The organism is Martinezella sp. CNPSo 3732 (assembly GCF_057784515.1).
The window spans coordinates 303,658-326,692 of record NZ_JBXSOO010000002.1 but is presented as its reverse complement, the minus strand read 5'-3'; the positions used below and the strand labels follow the sequence as shown (position 1 = coordinate 326,692).

Below are 23,035 nucleotides of genomic sequence, written 5' to 3'. Positions count from 1 at the left end.
GGGCCGGCATGAAGTTATTCGAGACATATATCGTACGGCGTGTCGGTATGATGTTCCTGGTAGCGCTGCTGCCGGTGCTCGCCATTATTTGGACCACCCAGGTCCTGCAACGCATCAATCTCGTGACCGATAGCGGCCAGTCGATGGGATCGTTCGCAAAGCTCGCAACGCTCATTCTGCCGACGATCATCCCGATCGTTCTGCCTTTCGCATTGGTCATCGGCATCACGCAGACCCTGACGGCGATGAACAGCGATTCCGAGCTCACGGTCATGGAGGCTGCCGGCGCGAAGCGCAGCATCATCATCCGCCCGATCATGATTCTCGCCATTGCGATCAGCGTATTCTCCTTTTTCGTCGACAATGTCGTCGAGCCGAGAGCGCGTGTCGCCGCCCGCCAGATGGTGGCCGAGGCATATGCAGATCTTCTGTCCACCGTGATCGAAGAGAAGAACTTCCGGCGCATCGAGGATGGGCTCTATGTGCAGATCTCGCAGCGCCTGTCGGGACGAATCCTGAAGGGGTTGTTCGTGGTCGATTCCCGGGACCCGGCCTTTGATCTCATCTATTATGCGAAGGAAGGTGCCGTCGATCCGAGCGGCACGTCGCTGCTGATGAAGGATGGCGAGGTGCACCGCAAAACGCCCGATGGCAGCGTTTCGGTCATCAAGTTCGATTCCTATTCCTTCGACCTGTCGGATATGACGCAAAGCCGCGGCCAAGCAAATGCCCGTGCCAGCGACCGCAGCCTTGGCTTCCTGTTCAATCCGGATACGAACGATCCGGACTACAAGCAAAGACCCGGCGATTACCGCTCCGAATTGCATCGCCGCCTCAACGACTGGGCGCTGCCGGCAATCTTTGCGCTGATATCGCTTGTCATCGCCGGTGATGCGCGATCACATCGCGAGGCGCGGCTACATCCGATGGTGTCGGCGCTGACCCTATCCTTCGCGTTGCGCTGGGCAGATTTCTACGCTGCCAACCAGATCGACCATTCAGCCAAATTCATCGGTGTTCTCTACGGAATCAATATCATCGCGGCGCTTATCGCGATCCTCCTCTTGCTGCGGAACCGGAAGATGACGATGCCCGTCTCGATCCGCAACCGCCTCAGCAACTGGCGGCAAAGAGTTCAGGACCGCATGCCGACCGCACCAGGCAGCTCGAACGGGGGCGGTGCATGATTTTCGGCACGCTCGGGCGCTACTTCTTCACGCGTTACATCGTGACGACGTTCTGGTTCTTCCTTGGCGTCCTCTCGATCGTTTATCTCGTCGATTTCAGCGAGACCGCCGGACGGCTTGCCGGTCTGCCCGGATATACCGTCTCCGTCGGCTTGCTGATGACGGCGGTCAGACTGCCATTCATCCTGCAGCAGACGGTACCGTTCATCGCGCTCTTCGTGGGCATGACCGTACTGATCGCGCTCAATCGCCGACGCGAGCTGGTTATCGCGCGCGCGGCCGGCATCTCCGTCTGGCAGTTCATGACGCCCTTCCTGATGGGCGCTTTCAGCGTCGGGCTTCTGACCATGCTTGCCCTCAATCCGATAGCGGCATGGGGCCAGCGACATGCCGAAGCGATCGAAGCCGATCTGCGCGGCGACCCGTCCTATCGCAATACACTTTCGATCCCGTGGCTGCGCCAGTCCAACGGAAAAGACGACACGATCATTGGTGCAAAGGCCATTCTGAACAACGGTACGACACTGACGGGCGTCGTATTTATCCACTTCGATTCACAGGGAAATATCGTCCTGCGACAGGATGCGGACTCGGCAAAGTTGGAAGATGGTTACTGGCTTCTTAACAATGTCGTCGAACGGCGGCCGGGCGAAATTCCGGATCACAAAAATTCGATACAGGTCCGTACGAATCTGAAACAGGATTTCGTCTCACAACGTTTGGCGCAACCGGAAACCATTGCTTTTTATGATCTTTCTAATCGAATAAAGGTCGCACGCTCCTTCGGCATCTCGACCAACGCACTTGAGACACAGTTTCATTCGCTGCTGTCACAGCCATTCCTTCTTGTGGCAATGACTCTGATTGCGGCAACCGTGTCCCTAAAATTCAGTAGATTCAATCAATCGCGCTCTGTGATTCTGGGTGGAATCCTCTCCGGCTTCGTGCTTTATGTTGTCACCGTGCTTGTAAAGGCATTCGGGAGCAGCGGAGTGGTTCCTCCCTACGTGGCGGCATGGATACCCGTGATCGTCGCATTGGCATTCGGAGCAACGATCCTGCTTCATCAGGAGGACGGCTAAGTGGCGGCAGGCAACCGCAAGAGTATCAGAAAGTATGTGGCTGCCCTCGTTACGGGCACGGCCGCGTGTGCATATATTTTGAGCCCGGTCGTCGCTTACGCCCAGGTCAATAATAATAATGCCAACAGCAACAATGGCGGCGCCGGCGCTGCAACCTCTCCTATCAAGGTGAAGGTGCCGGAAGGCGCAAAGCTAGTCCTTTCGTCCAACGAACTGGTCTACAACAAGGATACACAGATCGTCACCGCGAGCGGTGCGGTCCAGATCAACTATGGCGGCTACAGGATGGTCGCCCAGAAGGTCGAATATAATCAGAAGTCCGGGCGGATGACGGCTCTCGGCAATGTCGAGCTGATCACCCCGGACGGCAATCGCATGTACGGTGACAAAATGGACGTCACCGACAGCTTCTCCGACGGCTTCGTCAACGCCCTTCGCATTGAAATGCCTGACAACACCCGCATGGTCGCCGAAAAGGGCGAGCGAGTCGGCGGCAATCAACTGATTCTCACAAAGGGCGTCTATACGGCTTGCATGGCCTGCTCGGAACAGGGCCGTGCGCCGCTGTGGCAGGTCAAAGCCCAGCGTGTCGTTCAGAATGGCGTGACCCATACCATTCGTCTCGAGCATGCTCGCTTCGAGTTGTTCGGCCTGCCGATCGCCTATGTTCCGTGGGTCACGGTTCCCGACAACACGGTCAAGCGCAAGTCCGGCTTCCTGTTTCCGTCCGTGAGCGTTTCGCAGCGTCTCGGCGTTGGCGTAAGGGTTCCGTACTATTACGTCATCTCGCCGAGCATGGACGCGACAGTCACCGCCACGGGTTTTAGCAATCAGGGATTGTTGCTCGAGGGTGAATTCCGCCAGCGCTTCGAGAACGGAACCCACACGCTGCGTGTCGCCGGCATCAGCCAGATGAATCCGGACGCCTTCACGGCCGGTACGACCGATGCCGAGCACAAGACGCGCGGCATGATCAGCTCCAAGGCGGATTTCAGGATCAATCCTCGCTGGACGTTCGGCTGGGATGTCATGGCGCAGAGCGATAATAACTTCTCGCGCACCTATGGCCTGGATGGTCTCAACCAGAGCACCCATACCAACCAGGCCTATCTGACAGGCATCGGAAAGCGCAATTTCTTCGATATGCGCGCCTTCTACTATAACGTGCAGGACACAGACAATAACGCTACGGCGCAGAAGCAGCAGGCATATGTCTATCCGAGCGTCGACTATCACTATGTCGACCCGAACTCGGTTTACGGAGGCGAGCTGTCGGCAACGATGAATTTCACGCATCTGTCGCGTGACAAGACATCCTTCCTTGACGCCGCGAGCTCTCTTAACGACGCCAGTCTGAATGACCGTTACCTCGGTCTTTCCGGAGATTATACGCGCCTGAGCACCGAGCTGCAGTGGCAGCGTACCTTCACCACGGATCAGGGCCTGGTTTTGACGCCGCTGGCGGCACTTCGCGGCGACGTCTACGGCCTGGACATGAACGGGCCGGCGGCAGGCACCTACTCCGGCAATTATGACAACAGCGACTATGCCGCGCGTGGCATGGCGACGGTGGGTCTCGAAGCCAAGTATCCGTTCCTCATCACGACAAGCAACAGCACGCACGTGTTCGAGCCGATCGCGCAGATCTATGTGCGCCCGGACGAGCAGCTTGCCGGGCGGCTGCCGAATGAAGACGCGCAGAGCTTTGTCTTCGATGCGACCAACCTGTTTGATCGTGACAAGTTCTCGGGCTTCGACCGTATTGAAGGCGGCACGCGTGCCAATGTCGGATGGCGCTACACCGCCAGCTTCGACAGCGGTTACAAACTGCAGCATATTTTCGGGCAGTCCTACCAGCTCGCGGGACGCAACTCCTTTGCAACAGACGATCTGGTCGGAGCAGGTTCGGATTCGGGACTTGAAACCACCCGTTCCGACTACGTCACCATGTTCGGCTTGACGACGCCGCAAGGCATTTCGCTGTCGCAGTCCTATCGCTTCGACGAGAAGGATTTCGCTTTCCGTCGCGGGGATACGGCGGTCGGCTTCTCGAACGATGTGTTCCAGACATCCTTGATCTACACGCATATTGCGGCCCAGCCGCAATATGGCTTCACCAGCAATCAGGACGAAATCCAGTCGCGCGCGCAGGTCAAGTTCAAGGAATACTGGTCCGTCTTCGGCACGATGAGCTATGATCTCAACAGCAATGAGATCACCCGCCAGGGTGTCGGTCTTTCCTACGAGGACGAATGCACGATCTTCACCGTGTCATTTCTCGATAAGAAGGATTCCACAGCCAGCTCGGCAAGCAATTGGTCGATCGGCGCTCGCCTGACCTTCCGTACGCTTGGCGACGTCAACCTTGGCAGCGTCCAGGACGCAACGTTCTGATCTGAATCGAAACTGCAGAGAGCCGGCTTCATCGCCGGCTCTTTTGCATGCATGCGGTTGGCCGCTACCTACCGCGTAATTCCTTAAATCTGGATCGATTTAAGGAATTACGCGGCAGATTTAAAATACTGCAACGACCTTTGCGCGTCACATGTGACGCGCGGCGCTGTCGTGTCATTGTTTCGCCGCAAGGATTTTGCAATTCATCGCGCTTGATGTAGACATGTGGCGCAAAGTTGCCGTATTGCGCGACAGGCATAGCAAAACGGCGCAATGCTGGCGGGAAATACCTTTGGGAAGGGGTAATTGATGTTTTCTGGAAAGACACCGATGCGCGCTCTGTTGTTCGGAGCCGCGGCCTTGGTTATGGCAAGCTTCGCCGTGCCGAGCAGCGATGTTGCTTTCGCAGCAAGCGAAGTGAAGGTCCTCGTCAATAGCCAGGTGATCACATCCGGCGATATCGCCAAGCGCGTCGCCTTTCTCAAGTTGCAGCGCCAGAAGGGCGATCTGAACAAACTAGCCAAGGAGCAGCTTGTCGACGAAACGCTGAAGCGTGCGGAGATCTCCCGCCTGCGCATGTCCGTTTCGACGACGGACGTCGATGCCGCCTTCGGGCGCTTCGCCTCCAGCAACAAGATGACACCGGCGCAACTCAGCCAGATTCTGGAAAAGGCCGGCGTTGGCGTTGATCATTTCAAGTCCTATATCGCCGTATCCATGAGTTGGCCGCGGGTCGTCAATGCACGCTTCGGCGCAAAAAGCCGGATGTCGAACGACGATCTCGTGACCCGCATGACGGAAAACAAGACGAAGCCCGTTACGACCGAGTATTTCCTGAAGCAGATCGTCTTCGTCGTACCGGCTGCGAAGCGGAACGCCATTCTAAACCAGCGCAAGGCAGAAGCCGAAGCGTCGCGGTCGAAGTTCCCGGGCTGCGACCAGGCAAAGGTCTTTGCCGCGACCATGCGTGACGTCTCCGTCCAGGACCTTGGCCGTGTCCTCGCACCGGAAGTACCGGAAATGTGGAAGCCGCTGCTGGAAAAAGCATCCGGCAACACCACCGCTCCAATCGTGACCGATCGTGGCGTCGAATATGTTGCCATTTGCTCGCAGCGCCAGGTCAATGACGACGTTGCCGCCGCTGCCGTATTCCGTGCCGAGGATATCGGCAAGGACAAGGCAACGGGTGTGAGCGCCAATGACAAGAAATACATGGATGAACTGCGTTCCAAGGCGCAGATCGTCTATCGCTGATTGACGATGCCACCGCGCGCTTCCTTCCCCCTTGCGCTCACACAGGGGGATCCGGCTGGCATAGGCCCCGATATCACGCTCGCCGCCTGGCTTCGCCGCGGCGAGCTGGATCTGCCCCCCTTCCTGTTTCTCGGCGATGCCGCCATGCTTGCGGCACGGGCTTCTCAGCTCGGCCTGACCGTACCGCTTGCGGCCGCCGATCCGGCGAATGCGTGCGATATCTTTCCCGATGCGCTGCCGATCCTGCCCATCGAAGCTGGCATGGATGTCATCGCCGGCGAGCCGCATGTAGCGACCGCAAAAGGCACGATTGCCGCCATCGAAAAGGCCGTTTCCCTCAGCATGAGTGGCCAGACATCCGCAGTCGTCACCAATCCGATCGCCAAATCGGTGCTCTATGACGCCGGTTTCGGCTTTCCCGGCCATACGGAATTCCTGGCGGATCTCGCGACGCGTGCGACCGGAAAGCCGGTCATGCCGGTCATGCTGCTTGCCGGTCCGAAACTTCGCGCCATCCCGGTCACCATCCATATTCCTCTGAAGGAAGTGCCTGAAGCATTGACCTCGGATCTGATCGCGGAGACATGCCGGATTACCGATCACGACCTCCGCGCCCGTTTCGGCATCTCCAAGCCGCGCCTTGCCGTGGCAGGTCTTAATCCGCATGCCGGAGAGAATGGCGCACTCGGCAAGGAGGACGACGAGATCGTCCGGCCGGCGATCGACAAGCTCCGCTCCGAGGGCATCGACGCATTCGGCCCCCTGCCCGCCGACACCATGTTCCATGACGACGCCCGTCGACGTTACGACGTCGCCATCTGCATGTATCACGATCAGGCCTTGATCCCGGCCAAGGCGCTCGGCTTCGACGATTCCGTCAATGTCACGCTCGGCTTACCCTTTGTCCGCACGTCTCCCGATCACGGCACGGCTTTCGGCATCGCCGGCAAGGGTATTGCCGAGGAAGACAGCCTTGTCGCTGCGCTCAAGCTGGCCAGCGAAATCAGCAGCAAGACCGGAAACAATCCCTGATGGCCGCTCTCGATGGCTTACCGCCCCTTCGCGATGTAATCCAGCGTCATGGCCTCGACGCGCGCAAGGCGCTTGGGCAGAACTTCCTTCTCGACCTCAATCTCACGCAGAAGGTCGCGCGTACAGCCGGATCGCTCGAGGGCGTCACCGTCTTCGAGGTCGGGCCTGGACCGGGCGGCCTCACGCGCGCCATCCTGGCACTCGGGGCGGCCAAGGTCATCGCCGTCGAACGCGATGCGCGCTGCCTGCCGGCGCTGGCGGAAATCGCCGATCACTATCCGGGCCGACTCGAGGTGATCGAAGGCGATGCGCTGAAGACGGATTTCGCCGCCCTTGCCCCGCAAGGACCAGTCAAGATCATCGCCAATCTGCCTTATAATGTCGGGACACAGCTGCTGGTGAACTGGCTTCTGCCGCCGCAGTGGCCGCCCTTCTGGCAATCCCTGACCCTGATGTTCCAGAAGGAAGTCGGCCAGCGGATCGTGGCGCAGGAAGATGACGACCACTACGGTCGGCTTGGCGTGCTCTGTGGCTGGCGGACATTGGCTCACATGGCGTTCGACATATCTCCGCAGGCCTTCACGCCCCCGCCGAAGGTGACCTCAACCGTGGTGCATCTGACGCCGAAGGAAAACCCTATTCCCTGCGCCGTCGACAAGCTGGAGAAGGTGACCCAGGCCGCCTTCGGCCAGCGCCGCAAGATGCTGCGCCAGAGCTTGAAGCCGCTTGGCGGCGAAGCGCTTTTGCTGAAGGCCGATATCGACCCGCAGCGCCGCGCCGAAACGCTTTCGGTGGAAGAATTCTGCCGGCTGGCGAATTGCTTATAACCCGCTTTACAGCTTCGGCGTCTCTTCCAGCAAGTCCCGAACGAAATCGAACATGCCGTGCCGACGGTCACGGCGCAGGCGCTCGGCCTTGACGATCGACTGAACGGCATCGAAAGCAACGTTCAGATCGTCATTGACGATGACATAGTCATATTCGCGCCAGTGAGCGATCTCGGCCCGGGAGTTGGCGAGACGCATAGCGATGACCTCTTCGGAATCCTCTGCGCGGCGATGCAGGCGCGACTGCAGCTCTGTCATGGTCGGCGGCAGCACGAAGATGGAAACGACATCAGCCGGCATCTTCTCCTGCAGCTGCTGGGCGCCCTGCCAATCGATGTCGAAGAGCATGTCGCGGCCTTCCGCCATCGCGGTCTCAACGGGCTCGCGCGGCGTGCCGTAGAAATTCCCGTGCACTTCGGCCCATTCGAGCAAGGAGTCGGAATCGCGTAGACGCTCGAATTCGCGCTGCGAGACGAAATGATAGTGCACGCCTTCGATCTCGCTCGGGCGACGCTGCCGGGTGGTAACACTAACCGACAGGCTGACTTGCTTGTCCTTATCGAGCAATGTGCGCGCGATCGTCGACTTGCCGGCGCCTGAGGGCGAGGAGATGGCAAGCATCAGCCCCCGGCGAGCGATCGGAATGGATGTGGATGTCGCCGGCTTCATGGCCTACTCCAAATTCTGGACCTGTTCGCGGAACTGGTCGATTACCACTTTCAGCTCGATGCCGGCGGCGGTCACGGCCGCTGCATTCGATTTCGAACAGATGGTATTCGATTCCCGGTTAAATTCCTGTGCAAGAAAATCGAGCTTGCGGCCGACGGGGCCGCCCTTGGATATCAGATCGCGCGCCGCCGCCACATGCGCCTTCAGACGATCGATTTCCTCGCGCAGATCGGCCTTGGTGGCAAGAAGGGCGGCCTCTGCATGCAGCCGGTCACGGTCGAGGCCGGACGAGCCGTCCAGAAGCATCGAAACCTGCGTCGCCAGTCTCGCGGCAATTTCTTGCGGCGAACGGGAGGGATCACGCTCGACCGTCGATGTCAGCGTCTCGATCGTCGCGACATGACCAAGCAGAACCTTGCCGAGTGCATCGCCTTCCCGCTGGCGCATATCGCGGAGATCACCGAGCGCCGCCTCAAGGCCCGCCATGATATCGGCGTCACGCGCGGCAACCACCTCTTCGTCTTCCTCGGTCTCTTTGAACTCCACGAGACCGCGCACGGCCATCAGGCTTTCCAGCCGCAGCGGCGCGGGATCGACGATGCCGGCTAGCTGATCGCGTAGCGCCAGGACGGCCGCCAGCGCATCCTGATTCACGACGACCTCAACGCGACTCTCTTCGATGGAAAGAGATAGGCTGACCTGCAGATTGCCGCGCGTGAGCCGATCCGCGATCGACTTGCGGACATCAGCCTCTAGGCGCTCTAGGCCTGGCGGCAGGCGCAGACGAACGTCCAATCCCTTGCCGTTCACGGAACGCAGCTCCCATGCCCAGCGGCCACGACCACTCGTTCCCTCACGCCGGGCAAAGCCGGTCATGGACTGCAATGCCATGCAAGCCTCCGATAGTTCCTATCCCCAATCCATCGAAAATCTTCGGATTACGGATCAATGTAAAGTGAATCCGCGCCGGGCTCTATGCAGACTACGGCGCGGTGAGGATTAGTTGGTCTTCTTCTTCTGCTGCGCGCCCGAACCGGGGGCTATGGCAGCATCGTCCGGCTGACCGTCCACGGCAATGGCACTGGGGTCTTCGCCCTTCTCGGCAACCAGCTTGCGCCAGCGTTTGACATTGGCATTGTGCTCGTCCAGCGTCGCGGCAAAGACATGTCCGCCGGTGCCATCCGCCACGAAATACAGGTCCTGCGTCTTCCAGGGGTTGGCGACCGCCTCCAGAGCGTCCTTGCCCGGATTTGCGATCGGCGTCGGCGGCAAGCCCTTGATGAGATAGGTATTATAAGGCGTGTCCTTCTTCAGGTCGGACTGATAGATGGGGCGATCGGACGGTTTTCCTTCACCACCGAAGAGGCCGTAGATGACCGTTGGGTCGGACTGCAGGCGCATGCCCTTGCCCAACCGGTTCAGGAAGACGGAAGCGACATGGGCGCGCTCGTCCGCCAGGCCGGTTTCCTTCTCCACGATGGAAGCCAGCGTGATGAAATCCTGCTTGTTCGCCAGCTGAACGCTCGAATCGCGCTTTTCCCAGATCTGATCGACCAGCTTGGCCTGTGCCGCCGCCATCTGCTGAATGATTTCGGTGCGCTTGGTACCGCGTGTGAACTTATAGGTGTCCGGCCTCAGGCTGCCTTCCGGCGGCAGAGCCGACGGCAGATCGCCCTCCAGCACGACATCGGCCTGCAGCTTGTTGAACATCTGCCGCACCGTAAGCCCTTCCGGCAAAGTCACCGAATAAAGGATCGACTTGCCGGACTTCAGCAACTCCATGATGTCCTTCATGGAAGCGCCGGCCTTGATCTCGTATTCGCCGGCGCGAAGGGTTTCACCATCATGCAGATAGCTGGCCGTCAGCCAGCGGAAGATGCGCTGATCCGTGATGATGTTATTGGATTCCAGACGGTTGGCGATCTCGCTAAGGCCAGCACCATTGCGCACGATGAAATTGGTGTTGGTCGTCAGAGGACCGGGACCCTGATAGATCGAAAACGCATAATAGGCTCCGCCGACGGCGACAACGGCGACGAAAACCGCAAGCGTCATCAGAAAGTTCAGGAAGATGACCATTTGGCTGCGGGCTTTGCGCGAACGCTTCGGCGGATCCGGAACACGCTCCGGACGCAGGGCTTCATTCGCCGATTTCGGGATAATCGGCCCTTTCTGCCCATTCGGAGTTCCGTTGCTCTGGTTCGTATCGCTCACCGGCAATCCCTTCCTTTTTGTGATTGCCTGCTCTTTGGCCAAGCAATGCGGCAAAAAGCAGGTTCAGAAGATAAGGCGGAACTCCAGGCTCCGACTTCGACCGATCAGGCGTTCCCGCACCACATTCCCGAGAAAGACGAAGGCGCAGCAACAATCAAGGATGCGGGCGAGATTGCCACAAGGCACCCTCACCCCAACAGTTACGCGTTGTTATTAAGCCTCATAACGGCGCAGGACAAGCGACGCATTCGTGCCACCGAAGCCGAAGGAGTTCGACAGCGCGACGTTGATTTCACGCTTGCGGGCCTTGTGCGGAACGAGATCGATGGCGGTCTCGCGCTCCGGGTTGTCCAGATTGAGCGTCGGCGGGGCGACATTGTCGCGAATGGCGAGCGTGGCAAAGATCGCTTCGATAGCGCCGGCAGCCCCAAGAAGATGGCCCGTCGCCGACTTGGTGGACGACATGGAAATCCGTGAGGCGGCATTGCCGACCAGCCGCTCGACAGCGCCGAGTTCGATCGTATCGGCCATGGTCGATGTGCCATGGGCATTGATGTAGTCGACATCATCAGGCGTCAGGCCGGCGCGCTTCAGAGCCGATGTCATGCAGCGGAAAGCGCCTTCGCCGTCTTCGGACGGAGCCGTGATATGATGCGCGTCGCCTGAGAGGCCGTAGCCGACGACTTCGGCGTAGATCTTGGCACCGCGCGCCTTGGCGTGCTCCAGTTCTTCGAGAACGACGACACCGGCGCCCTCCCCCATGACGAAGCCGTCACGGTCGCGGTCATAGGGGCGCGAGGCCTTCTGCGGCGTATCGTTGAAGTCTGTCGACAGCGCCTTGCACGCAGCAAAGCCCGCAAGCGAAATGCGGCAGACCGGAGCTTCGGCACCGCCTGCTACCATGACATCGGCATCGCCGAGCATGATCAGGCGGGCGGCATCGCCGATCGCATGCGCACCGGTGGAGCATGCGGTGACGACCGCATGGTTCGGGCCGCGCAGCTTGTGGCGGATCGAGACCTGACCGGAAACGAGATTGATGAGGCGTCCGGGGATAAAGAAGGGCGAGATACGGCGCGGCCCCTTGTCGCGCAGCGTATAGCCGGCTTCGACGATGCCTTCGAGGCCGCCAATGCCCGAGCCGATCATGACGCCCGTGGCAATCTGATCCTCGTCCGTTTCCGGGTGCCAGTGGGCATCGGCCAGCGCCATATCGGCGGCCGCCATGCCGTAGATGATGAAGGGATCGACCTTGCGCTGTTCCTTCGGCTCCATCCAATCGTCAGCATTGAACGTGCCGTCGGTACCATCGCCGACAGGAATACGGCAGGCAATCTTTGCCGCGAGGTCTTCGACTTCGAATTCAGTCACGAGGCGTGCACCGTTGTGCCCAGCAAGCAAACGCGTCCAGGACACCTCCGTGCCACAGCCCAAAGGTGATACCATGCCGGTACCCGTGATAACGACACGTCTCATCGCCCGCAGACCCCCGTCTTTTTATGATGATATGCGTATAAATAGGTTTCCGCCGGCTGCGCCGGACGAAATAGGGCGGACTCTTCAGCCCGCCCCGTCAAAAAGCGCGAAAGATTAGGCCTGGGCCTTCTCAATGAACTTTACCGCGTCGCCGACCGTCAGGATCGAGTCAGCAGCGTCGTCCGGGATTTCAACGCCGAATTCTTCTTCGAAGGCCATGACCAGTTCGACGGTGTCGAGCGAGTCCGCACCCAGATCGTCGATAAAGCTTGCGCTTTCAACAACCTTGTCGGCGTCAACGCCAAGATGATCAACAACAATTTTCTTTACGCGTTCTGCGATATCGCTCATGTCGGTTTCCTCGACCTTATATCCTGATGAGAATGCCTTGTGACATCCCTACCCTAATTCAAACCTGCAGCATCTGTTCCGACGCCGCTGGCAAACCCGTTCAACCCGGCATTGAGATCCGGTCCAGCGCCTTGAATGTGGCCCAGTCCGCCTGAATTTTCCGGACGACTGTTCACAGTCATGGCCCGCTTAACACGGTTTAAGTCCGTCGCAAAGCCAGAAAATAGCCGGCTCCGGGTTGCTCAACATGCTATTGGCGGGAAAGTTCCCCCCAACAGCAATTCCTTTAGATCATCGCCATGCCGCCGTTGACATGGATCGTCTGGCCCGTGACATAGCTCGCCTCCGAGGAAGCGAGATAAGCGACGGCGGAAGCAACTTCCTGACCCGTGCCCATGCGCTTCATGGGGATCGCCCCCATGATGGCTTCCTTCTGCTTGTCGTTCAGCTTGCCCGTCATCGCGCTTTCGATGAAGCCGGGAGCAACGCAGTTGACCGTAACGTTACGCGTCGCGATTTCCTGCGCCAGCGACTTGGTGAAGCCGATCATGCCGGCCTTGGAGGCGCAATAGTTCGCCTGACCCGGATTGCCTGTCACACCGACGACGGAGGTGATGTTGATGATGCGGCCATAGCGGCGGCGCATCATCGGATGGGTGAGTTCCCGCGTCAGGCGGAAGACGGCGGTCAGATTGACTTCCAGCACGGCGTCCCAGTCCTCGTCGCTCATGCGCACGAAGAGGCCGTCCTTGGTGATGCCGGCATTGTTGACAAGAATATCGACGCCGCCGAGTTCCTCTTCCGCCTTGGCGCCGAGAGCCTTGACTTCGTCGCGGTCAGACAGGTTGGCCGGGAAGATCTTGACGCGATCGCCGAGTTCGGAGGCCAGCGTCTCGAGCTTTTCGACGCGCGTGCCGTGCAGGCCGACGATGGCGCCCTGCTTGTGCAGGAGCCGGGCAATTTCTTCGCCGATGCCACCGGATGCACCGGTTACCAGGGCCTTCCGGCCGGTCAAATCAAGCATGTGTGTCCCTCGTTCCTTGAATATATCAGCCGAGCAATGCGGCGAGCGCCGTGTCGATATCCGCAGCATTGTTGACGGCGATGCCGTTGACCGTCTTGTCGATGCGACGGGCAAGACCCGTCAGCACCTTGCCGGCGCCAATTTCATACAATGTCGTCACATTGTTGGCGGCAAACCATTCCACCGTCTCGCGCCAGCGCACCTGTCCGGTAACCTGCTCGACGAGCAATCGCGCAATCTCATCAGCATCGGTAACCGGAGCCGCCTTCACATTGGCGATAACAGGCACGACCGGGTTGGTCTTGGCGACGCCGGCAAGCGCTTCCCGCATGGCGTCCGCAGCAGGCGCCATCAATGCGGAATGGAAAGGCGCGGAGACGGGCAGCAGGATGGCGCGCTTGGCGCCCTTGGCGGTCGCAAGCTCGGCAGCCTTTTCGACCGGAGCCTTCTCGCCGGATATGACGATCTGGCCGCCGCCATTGTCATTGGCGATCTGGCAGGCGCCAAGCGTGGAAGCTTCTTCGCAAACCGCGATGACATCGGCATGTTCGAGGCCGATGATCGCAGCCATCGCGCCGACGCCGACGGGCACGGCCGCCTGCATGGCGTTGCCGCGGATACGGAGAAGCCGCGCCGTGTCGGCAAGCGAAAAGGTGCCGGCGGCACAGAGAGCGGAATATTCGCCGAGCGAATGACCGGCGACATAGGCGACCTTGCTCTTCAGATCGAGGCCACGCGCCTGCAGTACACGGATAACTGCCATCGACACTGCCATCAGCGCAGGCTGCGCATTGGCCGTCAGCGTCAGCTTGTCTTCCGGGCCGTTGAAGATGACGTCGGAAAGCTTTTCACCGAGCGCTTCATCGACTTCCTCGAAGACGGCACGCGCCTCGGCGAAATTGTCGGCAAGGTCCTTGCCCATGCCGACGGCTTGGCTGCCCTGGCCGGGAAATGTGAAAGCAACTGTCATTATAAAGCGTCCTTTTGGGGGTCGTTTTGCTTCCCAATGACATTGTTTCCAGCGGAGTCAATAGTGCAAGACCCGCGGCCACAGGCTTTTGCGCCTGCGAAGCGCAATGATTTTTTTCTTGCGCTCGCTCAGATCGGGCCTAAATTTGCGCGACCTCATTCATTTTGACCTTCTCCCATCCCCAAGGTTTTCCCATGAAATATAAGAGATTAGGCCGCACCGATATTTCCGTTTCGCAGATCTGCCTGGGCACGATGACCTGGGGCACACAGAATAGCGAAGGCGAAGCCCATGAACAGATGGATTATGCTGTCCAGAAGGGCATTAATTTCTTCGATACCGCCGAAATGTATCCGACAACGCCTGTGGGGCCGGAGACGCAAGGCCGCACCGAGGAATATATCGGCACCTGGTTCGAGAAGAGCGGCAAGCGCAAGGATGTCGTGCTCGCCACCAAGGTCGCCGGCCCGGGCCGCGAATATCTGCGCGGCGGGCAAGGTCCGGACGCCGCCAATATCAATGCAGCTGTTGACGCCAGCCTGAAGCGATTGAAGACTGACTATATCGACCTCTATCAGGTTCACTGGCCGAGCCGCGGCCATTTCCATTTCCGACAGAACTGGCGTTATAACCCCTTCAACCAGGATCGCGAGAAAGTCATAGCCGAGATCACCGAGATCCTGGAAACGATGGGTGAATTGGTGAAAGCCGGCAAGATCCGCGCCGTCGGCCTCTCGAACGAGACGACCTGGGGCATCCAGAAATATCTGACGATTGCCGAGCAGAAGGGCCTGCCGCGCGTCGCCACCACCCAGAACGAATACAACCTCCTCTACCGCCATTTCGACCTCGATCTGGCTGAACTGTCGCATCACGAAGATGTTGGGCTGCTCGCCTATTCGCCGCTCGCCGGCGGTATCCTCACCGGCAAATATGTCGGCGGCGCCCGTCCGGCCGGCTCGCGCGGCTCGATCAATCTCGATATCGGTGGCCGCCTGCAGCCGCTGCAGGAGCCACCGGTAAAGGCCTATCTCGAAATCGCTGCCAAATACGATATCGACCCGTCGAAACTGGCGCTGGCCTACTGCCTCACCAAGCCCTTCATGACCTCGGTTATCATCGGCGCGACGACGATGGCGCAGCTCGAGACCGATGTGGCGGCCGCTTATGTGACACTGCCGGAAGAGGCATTGGCCGAGATCGAGCAGGTGCATCGCAAGTATCCGATGCCGATGTGAGGCTGGAAAAGCGCCCTGTTTCAGGGCGCCTCAACATCATAAGGTGTACCGGGCCGAACCTGCACGACAGATACTCTATTACTCCGCCTTCGGCGCAATCGCCAATTCGGAACCATGGGCCCCGCGCAACTCGTCCTGTCCTTGCACACGGTCCGCAGACTTGTGAAGCAGGATCGACCGATAGCCGTCCGAACTGCGTCCTTCGATCAAAGTGACATCGGCATTTCCCGGATTGTCGGAGCGCTCGAACCAATCGACCGGGTGGTGCAGGAAGTTCATCTCGAAAGCCCTGTTGGTGACGCCGTGGCCGACGATGATGACATTGTTTCTGCCGTTTTCGGCGTCGTGCATGACGGTCTGCAGGAACAGGCGGACGCGCTGGGCGACATCGGCGCGGCTTTCGCCATCCGGCGGACGCGCGTAGAATTTGCCGTTGTTGTTGCGCAGCCTGGCCCATTTCTCGAACTCATCAGGGAATTTCCGCTTCTGTTCGGCGTGATCGTAGATTTCGGTGAAGAGGCCGAAATCCTGCTCGCGCAGCAGATAATCCTCTCTGGTATCCCCGATGAGTTCGGCAGGCAGAACCTCCAGCAAGGCATCCTTGCTCTGCCGCGTCCTCAGGAAGGGCGAGTACCAGACGCTCAGCTTGCGTAATTCGGCTGATGGCAATGCCTTCAGATAGGCTGATATCGCCTCACCCGCCTCCAGCACCTGCCGATAGCCCCATTCCGTCAAGGGCACATTATGATCGCCGAACTGCCGATAGGACCGATCGTCTATATTGCCGAGGGATTCGCCGTGCCGAACGAGAAAGATGCGCATGAACCATCCCTGTTGCTGCAATTCGCATCCCATCATATGTGAGAGTGTGGCGGGTGCAACGCTGCGGCGGACGGGAGTTCGCGATTTGGCCCGAGCATCAAGGCCGCTCTCGGGCAAAACGGCATAATTTCGCTCGTACCCTTGCCTTTCGGAGAAAAATCCGTATAAGCCGCCCTGTTCGCAACCCGGTCTTCTGGCTGGTGGCTGAACGGAGGGCCGGTTTTCCGCAAGGGGAATCGTTCGGAACGGAAGCGTTCCAGCCTCCCGTGTCTCCGCTCTCGACCGTCTCGGAAACGCTTTTCTTGCTTGGGTTTACCCTCTCAGGAGCAGTCGTTGAGGCTTAGCCGCCGAATATCGGGTTCAGACCAACGCAAGAAAGGCAAAGCTATCCATGGCTCTTTACGAACATGTATTCCTTGCCCGGCAGGATATTTCCGCTCAGCAGGTCGACGCCCTCGTAGAACAGTACAAGGGTGTCATCGAAGCTCACGGCGGTAAAGTCGGGCGTATCGAGAACTGGGGCCTCAAGTCCCTCACCTACCGCATCAAGAAGAACCGCAAGGCTCACTACGCCCTGATGGACATCGATGCTCCGGCCGCTGCGATCCAGGAAATGGAACGCCAGATGCGCATCAGCGAAGACGTCCTGCGTTACATGACGATCGCTGTCGAGAAGCACGAAGATGGCCCGTCTGCCATGATGCAGAAGCGCGACCGTGACGACCGTCCGCGCCGCGATGGCGACCGCCCCGAGCGCAGCTTCGGCGATCGTGGTCCGCGCCCGGATCGTGGTGACCGCGAAGACCGTCCGCGCCGTCCGCGCGAAGACCGCGTATAAGGAGATTTGAGAATGTCTGAAGTTTCCTCCGCACCGGTCCGCCGTCCGTTCCATCGCCGCCGCAAGACCTGCCCGTTCTCGGGCGCCAATGCGCCGCGCATCGACTACAAGGACGTTCGTCTCCTGCAGCGCTACATTTCCGAGCGCGGCAAGATCGTTCCGTCCCGCATCACGGCCGTTTCCCAGAAGAAGCAGCGCGAACTCGCTCAGGCGATCAAGCGCGCCCGTTTCCTCGGCCTGCTGCCCTACGTCGTCGCTTAATATAAGCTGACGCCGACTGAATTAGAGGGAAGGCAGCGATGCCTTCCCTTCTCCCTTTCGCGATGGGCGCGGATCGGAACCTTGAAACCCCATGTTGGGGATAAGCTTTCACGCCCGAGTGGCGAAGGCATCCTCTAACTGCTCGATACGAAGCAGGACAGCGACGTGAAAAAGTTGAACGCAAAAGAGCTTGGCATCGGCGCGCTCGCCGGTCTGACCGCCGCCCTACTCGTGTATGGCGCGCTACGTCAGCCATTTCTCGCTATCGTGTTCATCAGTGCTTCAGCTCTTCCTATTTTGATCGTGGGTCTCGGCTGGGGAAATATCGCTGTCGCAACCGCAGTTGTTGCTGCCGGTATTTTCGGCATCGTTATCGGTCCGCTGCCATTTGCACTGACCGCAATCGTTCTCGCCGCCGTCCCAGCTTGGCTCAGCCATCTTGCAAGTCTGGCGCGCCCAGCATCTGAGCTTGGTGGCCCGGATCATCTAATGGCGTGGTATCCGCTCTCGGACATCATGCTGCATCTCTGTGCAGTTGCCTCCATCGCAATCGTCGCCGCTGGCGTTCTCATGGGCTACGGTCCAGATCTTATTGGCAAGACGATCGCTTTCAATCTGGAACTTCTGAATGATCAGCAGCAACAGGCGTTAGATGCTGCATCGATCGAAAAGTTGAAGACTATCCTGCTTTACGCAGTCCCCTTCGTATGGGGCATGTGCTGGGTCTCTGCTGTATTTGCAGCCTATTATTTTGCAACGCGTATTGTTGTCGCCTCTGGCCGCAGCCAGCGTCCGCGCGAGGACATTCCCTCGGCGTTGCGCATGAACCGCAATGCGATCTTCGTCTTTCTCGTGGCGATCGTCGCTATCTTCTTCGGTGGCGTTCTCGGCCTCATCGCCGCCGCCGTGCTTGGCGCCTTCGGCGCGGGCTTCATCGTTTCCGGCTTTGCTTCGCTGCACTACCGGACGCGGGGCAAGGACTGGCGTCTGCCGGTTCTGATCATCTGCTACCTGGTATGCTTCTTTGTGACGCTGCCGCTCTTCATCGTTCTTGTTCTCGGTCTTTACGATACCCGTAAGGCGATATCGCTCACCCCGAACAAGAATGCCGACACACCCAAACAAGACACGAAAATCTGATATCGAAAGGAACAACGAAAATGGAAGTCATTCTCCTCGAACGCATCTCCAAGCTCGGCCAGATGGGTGAAACCGTCAAGGTTCGCGACGGCTTTGCCCGTAACTACCTGCTGCCGCTCGGCAAGGCGCTGCGCGCCAACGCCGCCAACAAGGCTCGTTTCGAAGCCGAGCGCGCCACGCTCGAAGCCCGCAACCTTGAGCGCAAGAGCGAAGCCCAGAAGGTTGCCGACGTTCTCGGCGGCAAGTCCTTCATCGTCGTTCGCTCGGCTGGCGAAACCGGACAGCTCTACGGTTCGGTCGCTGCACGTGACGTCGTCGAAATCCTCGCTGCCGAAGGCTTCAACATCGGCCGCAGCCAGGTTCACCTGAACACGCCGATCAAGTCCATCGGCCTGCACGACGTTGCCATCGCACTTCATGCCGAAGTCGAAATCCACGTTCAGCTCAACGTTGCCCGTTCCGCCGAAGAAGCCGAACGTCAGGCCAAGGGCGAAACCCTCACCTCCGCCGACGCCATCTACGGCATTGACGAAGACGCGCTGCGTCCGGAAGATTTCTTCGATCCGGAAGCTGACCGCGACGGCGAAGAAGAAGCTTGATCCTCAAGTTTTCGCAGTAATGTGAATGAAAAAGCCTGGGTCTTGCGGCCCAGGCTTTTTTGCTGGTTGGAATGCACGAGCCTTCCTCGTCCTTCGAGGCTTGGCGCTTCGGGGTGAGGATGGAGCGCGCTATGCTGCCTTGCGCAGGACAAAGCGTGATTTTCAGTCGCCGGCCCTCGGCTCCGGCAATGGAGCCGAATCCTTATCGATCGAAACGACGACGGACATGCCGGGTGCCAACTGATCCGCCAGAGGCTGCCCATCCTCGATCTTGATCCTGACGCCAATACGCTGAGCGACCTTCGTGAAATTGCCTGTGGCATTGTCGGGCCTGATGACGGCGAATTCGGAACCTGCTGCCGGGGAAAAGCGCTGGATGCGCCCCTTGATCTCGCGATGCCCCAGCGCATCGACGGAGATCGTGGCGGGCTGATCGAGCTTCATCCCGTCGAGCTGCGTTTCCTTGAAATTGGCAATGACCCAAACGTCTTTCGGCACCAGGTTCATCAGTTGCGTGCCAGGCGTCACATATTGGCCGAGGCGTACGCCGACCTCCCCGAGGCGGCCATCCTGCGGCGCCCTGATGGTCGTATTGTCCAGATCGATATCGGCAAGCTGCACGGCCGCTTCGGCACCGCTGACGCCGGCCTCGAGCGAGGCGCGGTTGACGATAATCGTCGTCAGGTTCTGCTGAGAGACATCGAGACCGGCTTTCGCCTGGTTGAGCGAGGCCTGAGCCTGCTGCAGCGTCGCCTGCGCCTGTTCGGAATCGCTCGTGGTCGAGACGCCTCTCGAAACCAGTGTCGTGACGCGGTCGAAGGCAAGCTGGGCACGCTTCAGCGCTGCATTGGCGCTGTCGATCTGCGCCTGGCTGGAGACGATGCCGGCCTTGGCGGCCTGTTCCTGCTGCTGCGAATTGGCAAGCGCGGCCTTTTGTCCGTCCAGCGTGGCGTGTGCCTGCGCCACCTTCTGCTTGTAGATACGGTTATCGATCTGGGCGAGCACATCGCCCTCCTTGACGAGCTTGTAGTCCTTGATCGGCACATCGGTGATATAGCCGCTAACCTGCGGGCTGATGGTCGTGACATAGCCTTTGACATAGGCGTCGTCCGTGGTCTCGACCGCGGTCTTGAACGGCGGCAGATGCCAGGCATAGAGCACCAGCATGACGCCGCCGATGCCGGCGAGAACGGCGATGACTTCGATTGGGGAGCGAACGAGCCTCGACATGGAGCTATTTCATATCCTCATGGGTTGGATGTCGCGACCTCTACCCGATCGCCGGCCAGGCGAGCCCTGACGACGCGAAAGAGAACATGAATGGTTAGGCCGGCAAGCGAAAGGAAGGCGATTACGGCGGCAGTGAAGAAGGCATCTCCATAGGCAAGCATGTTGGCCTCACGGCTGACCTGTGCGCCGAGCAGCGCCAGCCCCTCCCCCTTCAGAAGCGCGCTATCCCCGATCACCTTGCCATAGGAGGATGAAAGCTGGCTGACGCGTGCGGCCACATGCGGATCCATCAGCAGCACGCGCTCCGTCAGAACGGCCGAATGGAACTTCTCGCGAATGGTGATCAGCGTGCCGTAGAAGGCCGAGCCGACAAGGCCGCCGATGCTTTGCGTGAAGGTGAAGACGACGAAGAAGGTCACCAGATAGGGCGGCCCCTTCGATATAGCCTCCTTGAAGCCTACGGACATGGATGGCGGCAGAAAGAGAGCAGCGCCCGCTGCCACCAGCGCCTGGCTGAGATACATCTGCTCGGGGCGGGTCAGGTTCGTCACCTGCGAATCCATCAGCGAGCCCGCGCCCATCAGGATGAGCGCGACGAACTGGATCTGCCAGCTGAAGCCATAACTCATGAACACGGTGCAGATGAGGCCCCCGATGATGGAGAAGGCCAGGATGATCCAGTACAGAATGGAGAGCTGATCGTAGAGCAGCCCGACGGCATTCTGATAAAAGGTCATGATGACGGAGGTCTGCTCGGCGGCAATGATGCGGAAGACCAGCAGGATCGCCGTCAGATGCAGAATTTCCGGCCGAAGCAGCCAGCGAACGTCGATCAAAGGCGTCGACCGCCTCAGTTCGACGACGATGGCAACGGTCAGGGACGCGACGGCAATCGCCAGCACAACCCCGAGCCATGGTACCTCCAGCCACCAATAGAGGCGCCCGACGGACAGGGCGACGGCCAGACAGCCGAAACCGATCGCCACGAGAAGATAGCTGAAGATATCGCCCAGCACGATGACCTTGACGCGCGGCGGCGGCGTCAGCGGCAGCAGATAGATGATCGGCATGACGAGCAGCGCCAATGCCATCTCCAGCGTATAGAGGCCGCGCCATTCGCCATAATCCAGCAGCGAAGGCGACACGAGGCGGGTGATGGGCGCAGCAAGCAGCGTGTTCATCATCGCCAGGCTGACGCCGATCGTCATCTTCTTCGCCGGCTCGAAGGCCTCCAGCATATAAAGGAAGCCTAGCGTCGAGAGCGGCGCAGCAGCAATCCCGCTCACGAAACGGACGACGATCGCAGAATGCAGGTCGGAGACGAAGAGGTTGAGCAGCGAGGCGAGCACGAAGCCGAGAATGCTGACCTCGGCGAAATTTCGCACGCCATATTGAAGGCGGATCTTCACCAGCGCGATGGCGAGGCTCACATTGGGCGCCATATAAGCGGCAGACAGCCACGCCGATTCGGTGGTGGTCGCCGCGATGGTTCCCTGGATCTGGGTCAGATTGGCGAAGGCGAGATTGAGACCGAGGCCCTGTGTCAGAAAGAACATGACGGATGCCGCAATATAGAGCGGCACTTTCCAGCCCGGCATAGGCGGTGGAGCGGGCGGGACGGCGTTGGCTTGCGCATTGGCGACCGGGCCCGGTTCCCCGCTCATGCATTACCTCATGATTTGCCAATATTCTGAAGATTGGCAGTCATTGCGCGAATAACCTTGAGCGCCATGCCGACATCCTCGTCCGAAATTCCTTCCAAGATATCCGCGCGCACACCGGTGGCAAGAGCTTCGACCTCGGCGGCGACGACTTTTCCGGATTCCGTCATGAAGATCTGTTTGGCGCGACGATCGGATACGGCGGCACGACGTTCGATGAAATTCTGCGCCTCCATCGCATCGAGGATGCGCACGAGCGTCGGCGTTTCCAGCTCCAGTTCGTCGGCGAGCTCCCTCTGGTTTATTCCGTCCCGGCGCGAGAGCTTGCGAAAAACCCTTGCACGGGAAAGGGTCATGCCGTGTTCGCGAACGAGGGCGTCAAACGCTGCCCTCAGCTTGCGATTGAACGCGGAAAGGTCGTCGAAGAGTTCTTGTCTTGATGGCGCACCTGGCATTATTGCAACTTTATACTATAAGCATCCTACCCTAATTTAAGGGGAATACCCGGATTTTCCCAGCTTTTCAAGCAGGATAGCTGCAACAGTTGATGCGTGCAGCGAAAGACCCGGCTAAAATGTTCCCCACGGATAATTTGCATAAGTGATTCGTGTGTCGGTCTTTGCGTTGCAAAGTGGCCACAAGGGATTTTTTACGTGGCGGAAACTTGTCCCTGTGGACGAGTGGAACAACGTTGATAGGTCGGTATGGCCATCCGTTTGCACGGTTGACCATGACATCGGAACATCGCAAACCAGACGACACCCTA

General features: G+C 59.3%; 22 protein-coding genes. 11 read left to right on the top strand and 11 right to left on the bottom strand.

The annotated features are described in order from the left end of the window. Positions 1 to 8 precede the first annotated feature (8 nt). The 6 genes from AC13RM_RS06455 to rsmA all read left to right on the top strand — a co-directional run bounded on the left by AC13RM_RS06455 (position 9) and on the right by rsmA (position 7,776). Positions 9 to 1,187, top strand: a complete 1,179-nt coding sequence (locus AC13RM_RS06455; RefSeq protein WP_374816159.1) for an LptF/LptG family permease — start codon at positions 9 to 11, stop codon at positions 1,185 to 1,187. Next, a complete protein-coding gene (gene lptG / locus AC13RM_RS06450; RefSeq protein WP_374816158.1) occupies positions 1,184 to 2,269 on the top strand; it encodes an LPS export ABC transporter permease LptG in 1,086 nt (361 codons plus the stop codon). Before AC13RM_RS06455 ends, lptG begins: the two co-directional genes overlap by 4 nt. After that, positions 2,270 to 4,663 carry an LPS-assembly protein LptD gene (locus AC13RM_RS06445; RefSeq protein WP_374816156.1) on the top strand — a complete coding sequence of 798 codons (2,394 nt, stop codon included), beginning with the start codon at positions 2,270 to 2,272 and terminating at the stop codon, positions 4,661 to 4,663. Positions 4,664 to 4,972: 309 nt separating this feature from the next. Continuing rightward, positions 4,973 to 5,917: a SurA N-terminal domain-containing protein gene (locus tag AC13RM_RS06440; RefSeq protein ID WP_374816154.1), complete on the top strand. Its 945-nt coding sequence runs from the start codon at positions 4,973 to 4,975 to the stop codon at positions 5,915 to 5,917. A 6-nt stretch (positions 5,918 to 5,923) separates the two neighbouring features. Continuing rightward, entirely contained in the window at positions 5,924 to 6,949 is a 1,026-nt protein-coding gene (pdxA, locus tag AC13RM_RS06435; RefSeq protein WP_488554711.1) for a 4-hydroxythreonine-4-phosphate dehydrogenase PdxA, read from the top strand. After that, positions 6,949 to 7,776, top strand: a complete 828-nt coding sequence (rsmA, locus tag AC13RM_RS06430) for a 16S rRNA (adenine(1518)-N(6)/adenine(1519)-N(6))-dimethyltransferase RsmA (RefSeq protein WP_374816151.1) — start codon at positions 6,949 to 6,951, stop codon at positions 7,774 to 7,776. Before pdxA ends, rsmA begins: the two co-directional genes overlap by 1 nt. Before the next feature lie 6 nt (positions 7,777 to 7,782). Here rsmA and gmk read toward each other — a convergent pair whose 3' ends face one another. The 7 genes from gmk to fabD form a co-directional block, all read right to left on the bottom strand. Continuing rightward, complete coding sequence (gmk, locus tag AC13RM_RS06425) at positions 7,783 to 8,445, bottom strand: guanylate kinase (protein WP_015339363.1); 663 nt, start codon at positions 8,443 to 8,445, stop codon at positions 7,783 to 7,785. 3 nt (positions 8,446 to 8,448) lie between these two features. After that, positions 8,449 to 9,336, bottom strand: coding sequence for a YicC/YloC family endoribonuclease (locus AC13RM_RS06420; RefSeq protein ID WP_374816148.1), 888 nt, complete (start codon positions 9,334 to 9,336; stop codon positions 8,449 to 8,451). 108 nt (positions 9,337 to 9,444) lie between these two features. Then, positions 9,445 to 10,659 carry an endolytic transglycosylase MltG gene (gene mltG / locus AC13RM_RS06415; protein WP_285173475.1) on the bottom strand — a complete coding sequence of 405 codons (1,215 nt, stop codon included), beginning with the start codon at positions 10,657 to 10,659 and terminating at the stop codon, positions 9,445 to 9,447. Positions 10,660 to 10,872: 213 nt separating this feature from the next. Continuing rightward, on the bottom strand, positions 10,873 to 12,135 hold the full coding sequence (gene fabF, locus AC13RM_RS06410) for a beta-ketoacyl-ACP synthase II (RefSeq protein ID WP_113229550.1): 1,263 nt from the start codon (positions 12,133 to 12,135) through the stop codon (positions 10,873 to 10,875). 114 nt (positions 12,136 to 12,249) lie between these two features. Then, the gene (locus tag AC13RM_RS06405; RefSeq protein ID WP_004122114.1) at positions 12,250 to 12,486 is read right to left on the bottom strand and encodes an acyl carrier protein; all 237 of its coding nucleotides are present in this window, start codon (positions 12,484 to 12,486) and stop codon (positions 12,250 to 12,252) included. Between the two features lie 286 nt (positions 12,487 to 12,772). Next, the gene (gene fabG, locus AC13RM_RS06400) at positions 12,773 to 13,510 is read right to left on the bottom strand and encodes a 3-oxoacyl-[acyl-carrier-protein] reductase (RefSeq protein ID WP_047627181.1); all 738 of its coding nucleotides are present in this window, start codon (positions 13,508 to 13,510) and stop codon (positions 12,773 to 12,775) included. Between the two features lie 25 nt (positions 13,511 to 13,535). After that, the gene (gene fabD, locus AC13RM_RS06395) at positions 13,536 to 14,480 is read right to left on the bottom strand and encodes an ACP S-malonyltransferase (RefSeq protein ID WP_285173482.1); all 945 of its coding nucleotides are present in this window, start codon (positions 14,478 to 14,480) and stop codon (positions 13,536 to 13,538) included. 194 nt (positions 14,481 to 14,674) lie between these two features. On the opposite strand from fabD, the gene AC13RM_RS06390 reads away from it, so the two are divergent. Beyond that, positions 14,675 to 15,718 (top strand): aldo/keto reductase, encoded by a 1,044-nt coding sequence (locus tag AC13RM_RS06390; RefSeq protein WP_285173484.1) that lies wholly within the window; start codon positions 14,675 to 14,677, stop codon positions 15,716 to 15,718. A gap of 78 nt (positions 15,719 to 15,796) precedes the next feature. Here the strand turns inward: AC13RM_RS06390 and AC13RM_RS06385 are convergent, their stop codons facing one another. Continuing rightward, positions 15,797 to 16,540: a histidine phosphatase family protein gene (locus AC13RM_RS06385; protein WP_285173486.1), complete on the bottom strand. Its 744-nt coding sequence runs from the start codon at positions 16,538 to 16,540 to the stop codon at positions 15,797 to 15,799. A 391-nt stretch (positions 16,541 to 16,931) separates the two neighbouring features. Between AC13RM_RS06385 and rpsF the strand changes: the two genes are divergently transcribed. The 4 genes from rpsF (at position 16,932) to rplI (ending at position 19,378) form a co-directional block, all read left to right on the top strand. Then, the gene (gene rpsF / locus AC13RM_RS06380) at positions 16,932 to 17,378 is read left to right on the top strand and encodes a 30S ribosomal protein S6 (protein WP_015339354.1); all 447 of its coding nucleotides are present in this window, start codon (positions 16,932 to 16,934) and stop codon (positions 17,376 to 17,378) included. 12 nt (positions 17,379 to 17,390) lie between these two features. Further along, the gene (rpsR, locus tag AC13RM_RS06375; protein ID WP_004122103.1) at positions 17,391 to 17,639 is read left to right on the top strand and encodes a 30S ribosomal protein S18; all 249 of its coding nucleotides are present in this window, start codon (positions 17,391 to 17,393) and stop codon (positions 17,637 to 17,639) included. A 165-nt stretch (positions 17,640 to 17,804) separates the two neighbouring features. After that, positions 17,805 to 18,779 carry a YybS family protein gene (locus AC13RM_RS06370; protein WP_285173488.1) on the top strand — a complete coding sequence of 325 codons (975 nt, stop codon included), beginning with the start codon at positions 17,805 to 17,807 and terminating at the stop codon, positions 18,777 to 18,779. A gap of 20 nt (positions 18,780 to 18,799) precedes the next feature. After that, positions 18,800 to 19,378, top strand: a complete 579-nt coding sequence (rplI, locus tag AC13RM_RS06365) for a 50S ribosomal protein L9 (RefSeq protein ID WP_113229545.1) — start codon at positions 18,800 to 18,802, stop codon at positions 19,376 to 19,378. Between the two features lie 162 nt (positions 19,379 to 19,540). Here rplI and AC13RM_RS06360 read toward each other — a convergent pair whose 3' ends face one another. The 3 genes from AC13RM_RS06360 to AC13RM_RS06350 are packed head-to-tail and all read right to left on the bottom strand — an operon-like array spanning position 19,541 to position 22,724. Next, on the bottom strand, positions 19,541 to 20,608 hold the full coding sequence (locus tag AC13RM_RS06360; RefSeq protein WP_113229544.1) for an HlyD family secretion protein: 1,068 nt from the start codon (positions 20,606 to 20,608) through the stop codon (positions 19,541 to 19,543). Between the two features lie 17 nt (positions 20,609 to 20,625). Next, positions 20,626 to 22,272: an MFS transporter gene (locus AC13RM_RS06355; RefSeq protein WP_285173490.1), complete on the bottom strand. Its 1,647-nt coding sequence runs from the start codon at positions 22,270 to 22,272 to the stop codon at positions 20,626 to 20,628. Between the two features lie 8 nt (positions 22,273 to 22,280). Further along, on the bottom strand, positions 22,281 to 22,724 hold the full coding sequence (locus AC13RM_RS06350; protein WP_092710521.1) for a MarR family winged helix-turn-helix transcriptional regulator: 444 nt from the start codon (positions 22,722 to 22,724) through the stop codon (positions 22,281 to 22,283). Positions 22,725 to 23,035 lie beyond the last annotated feature (311 nt).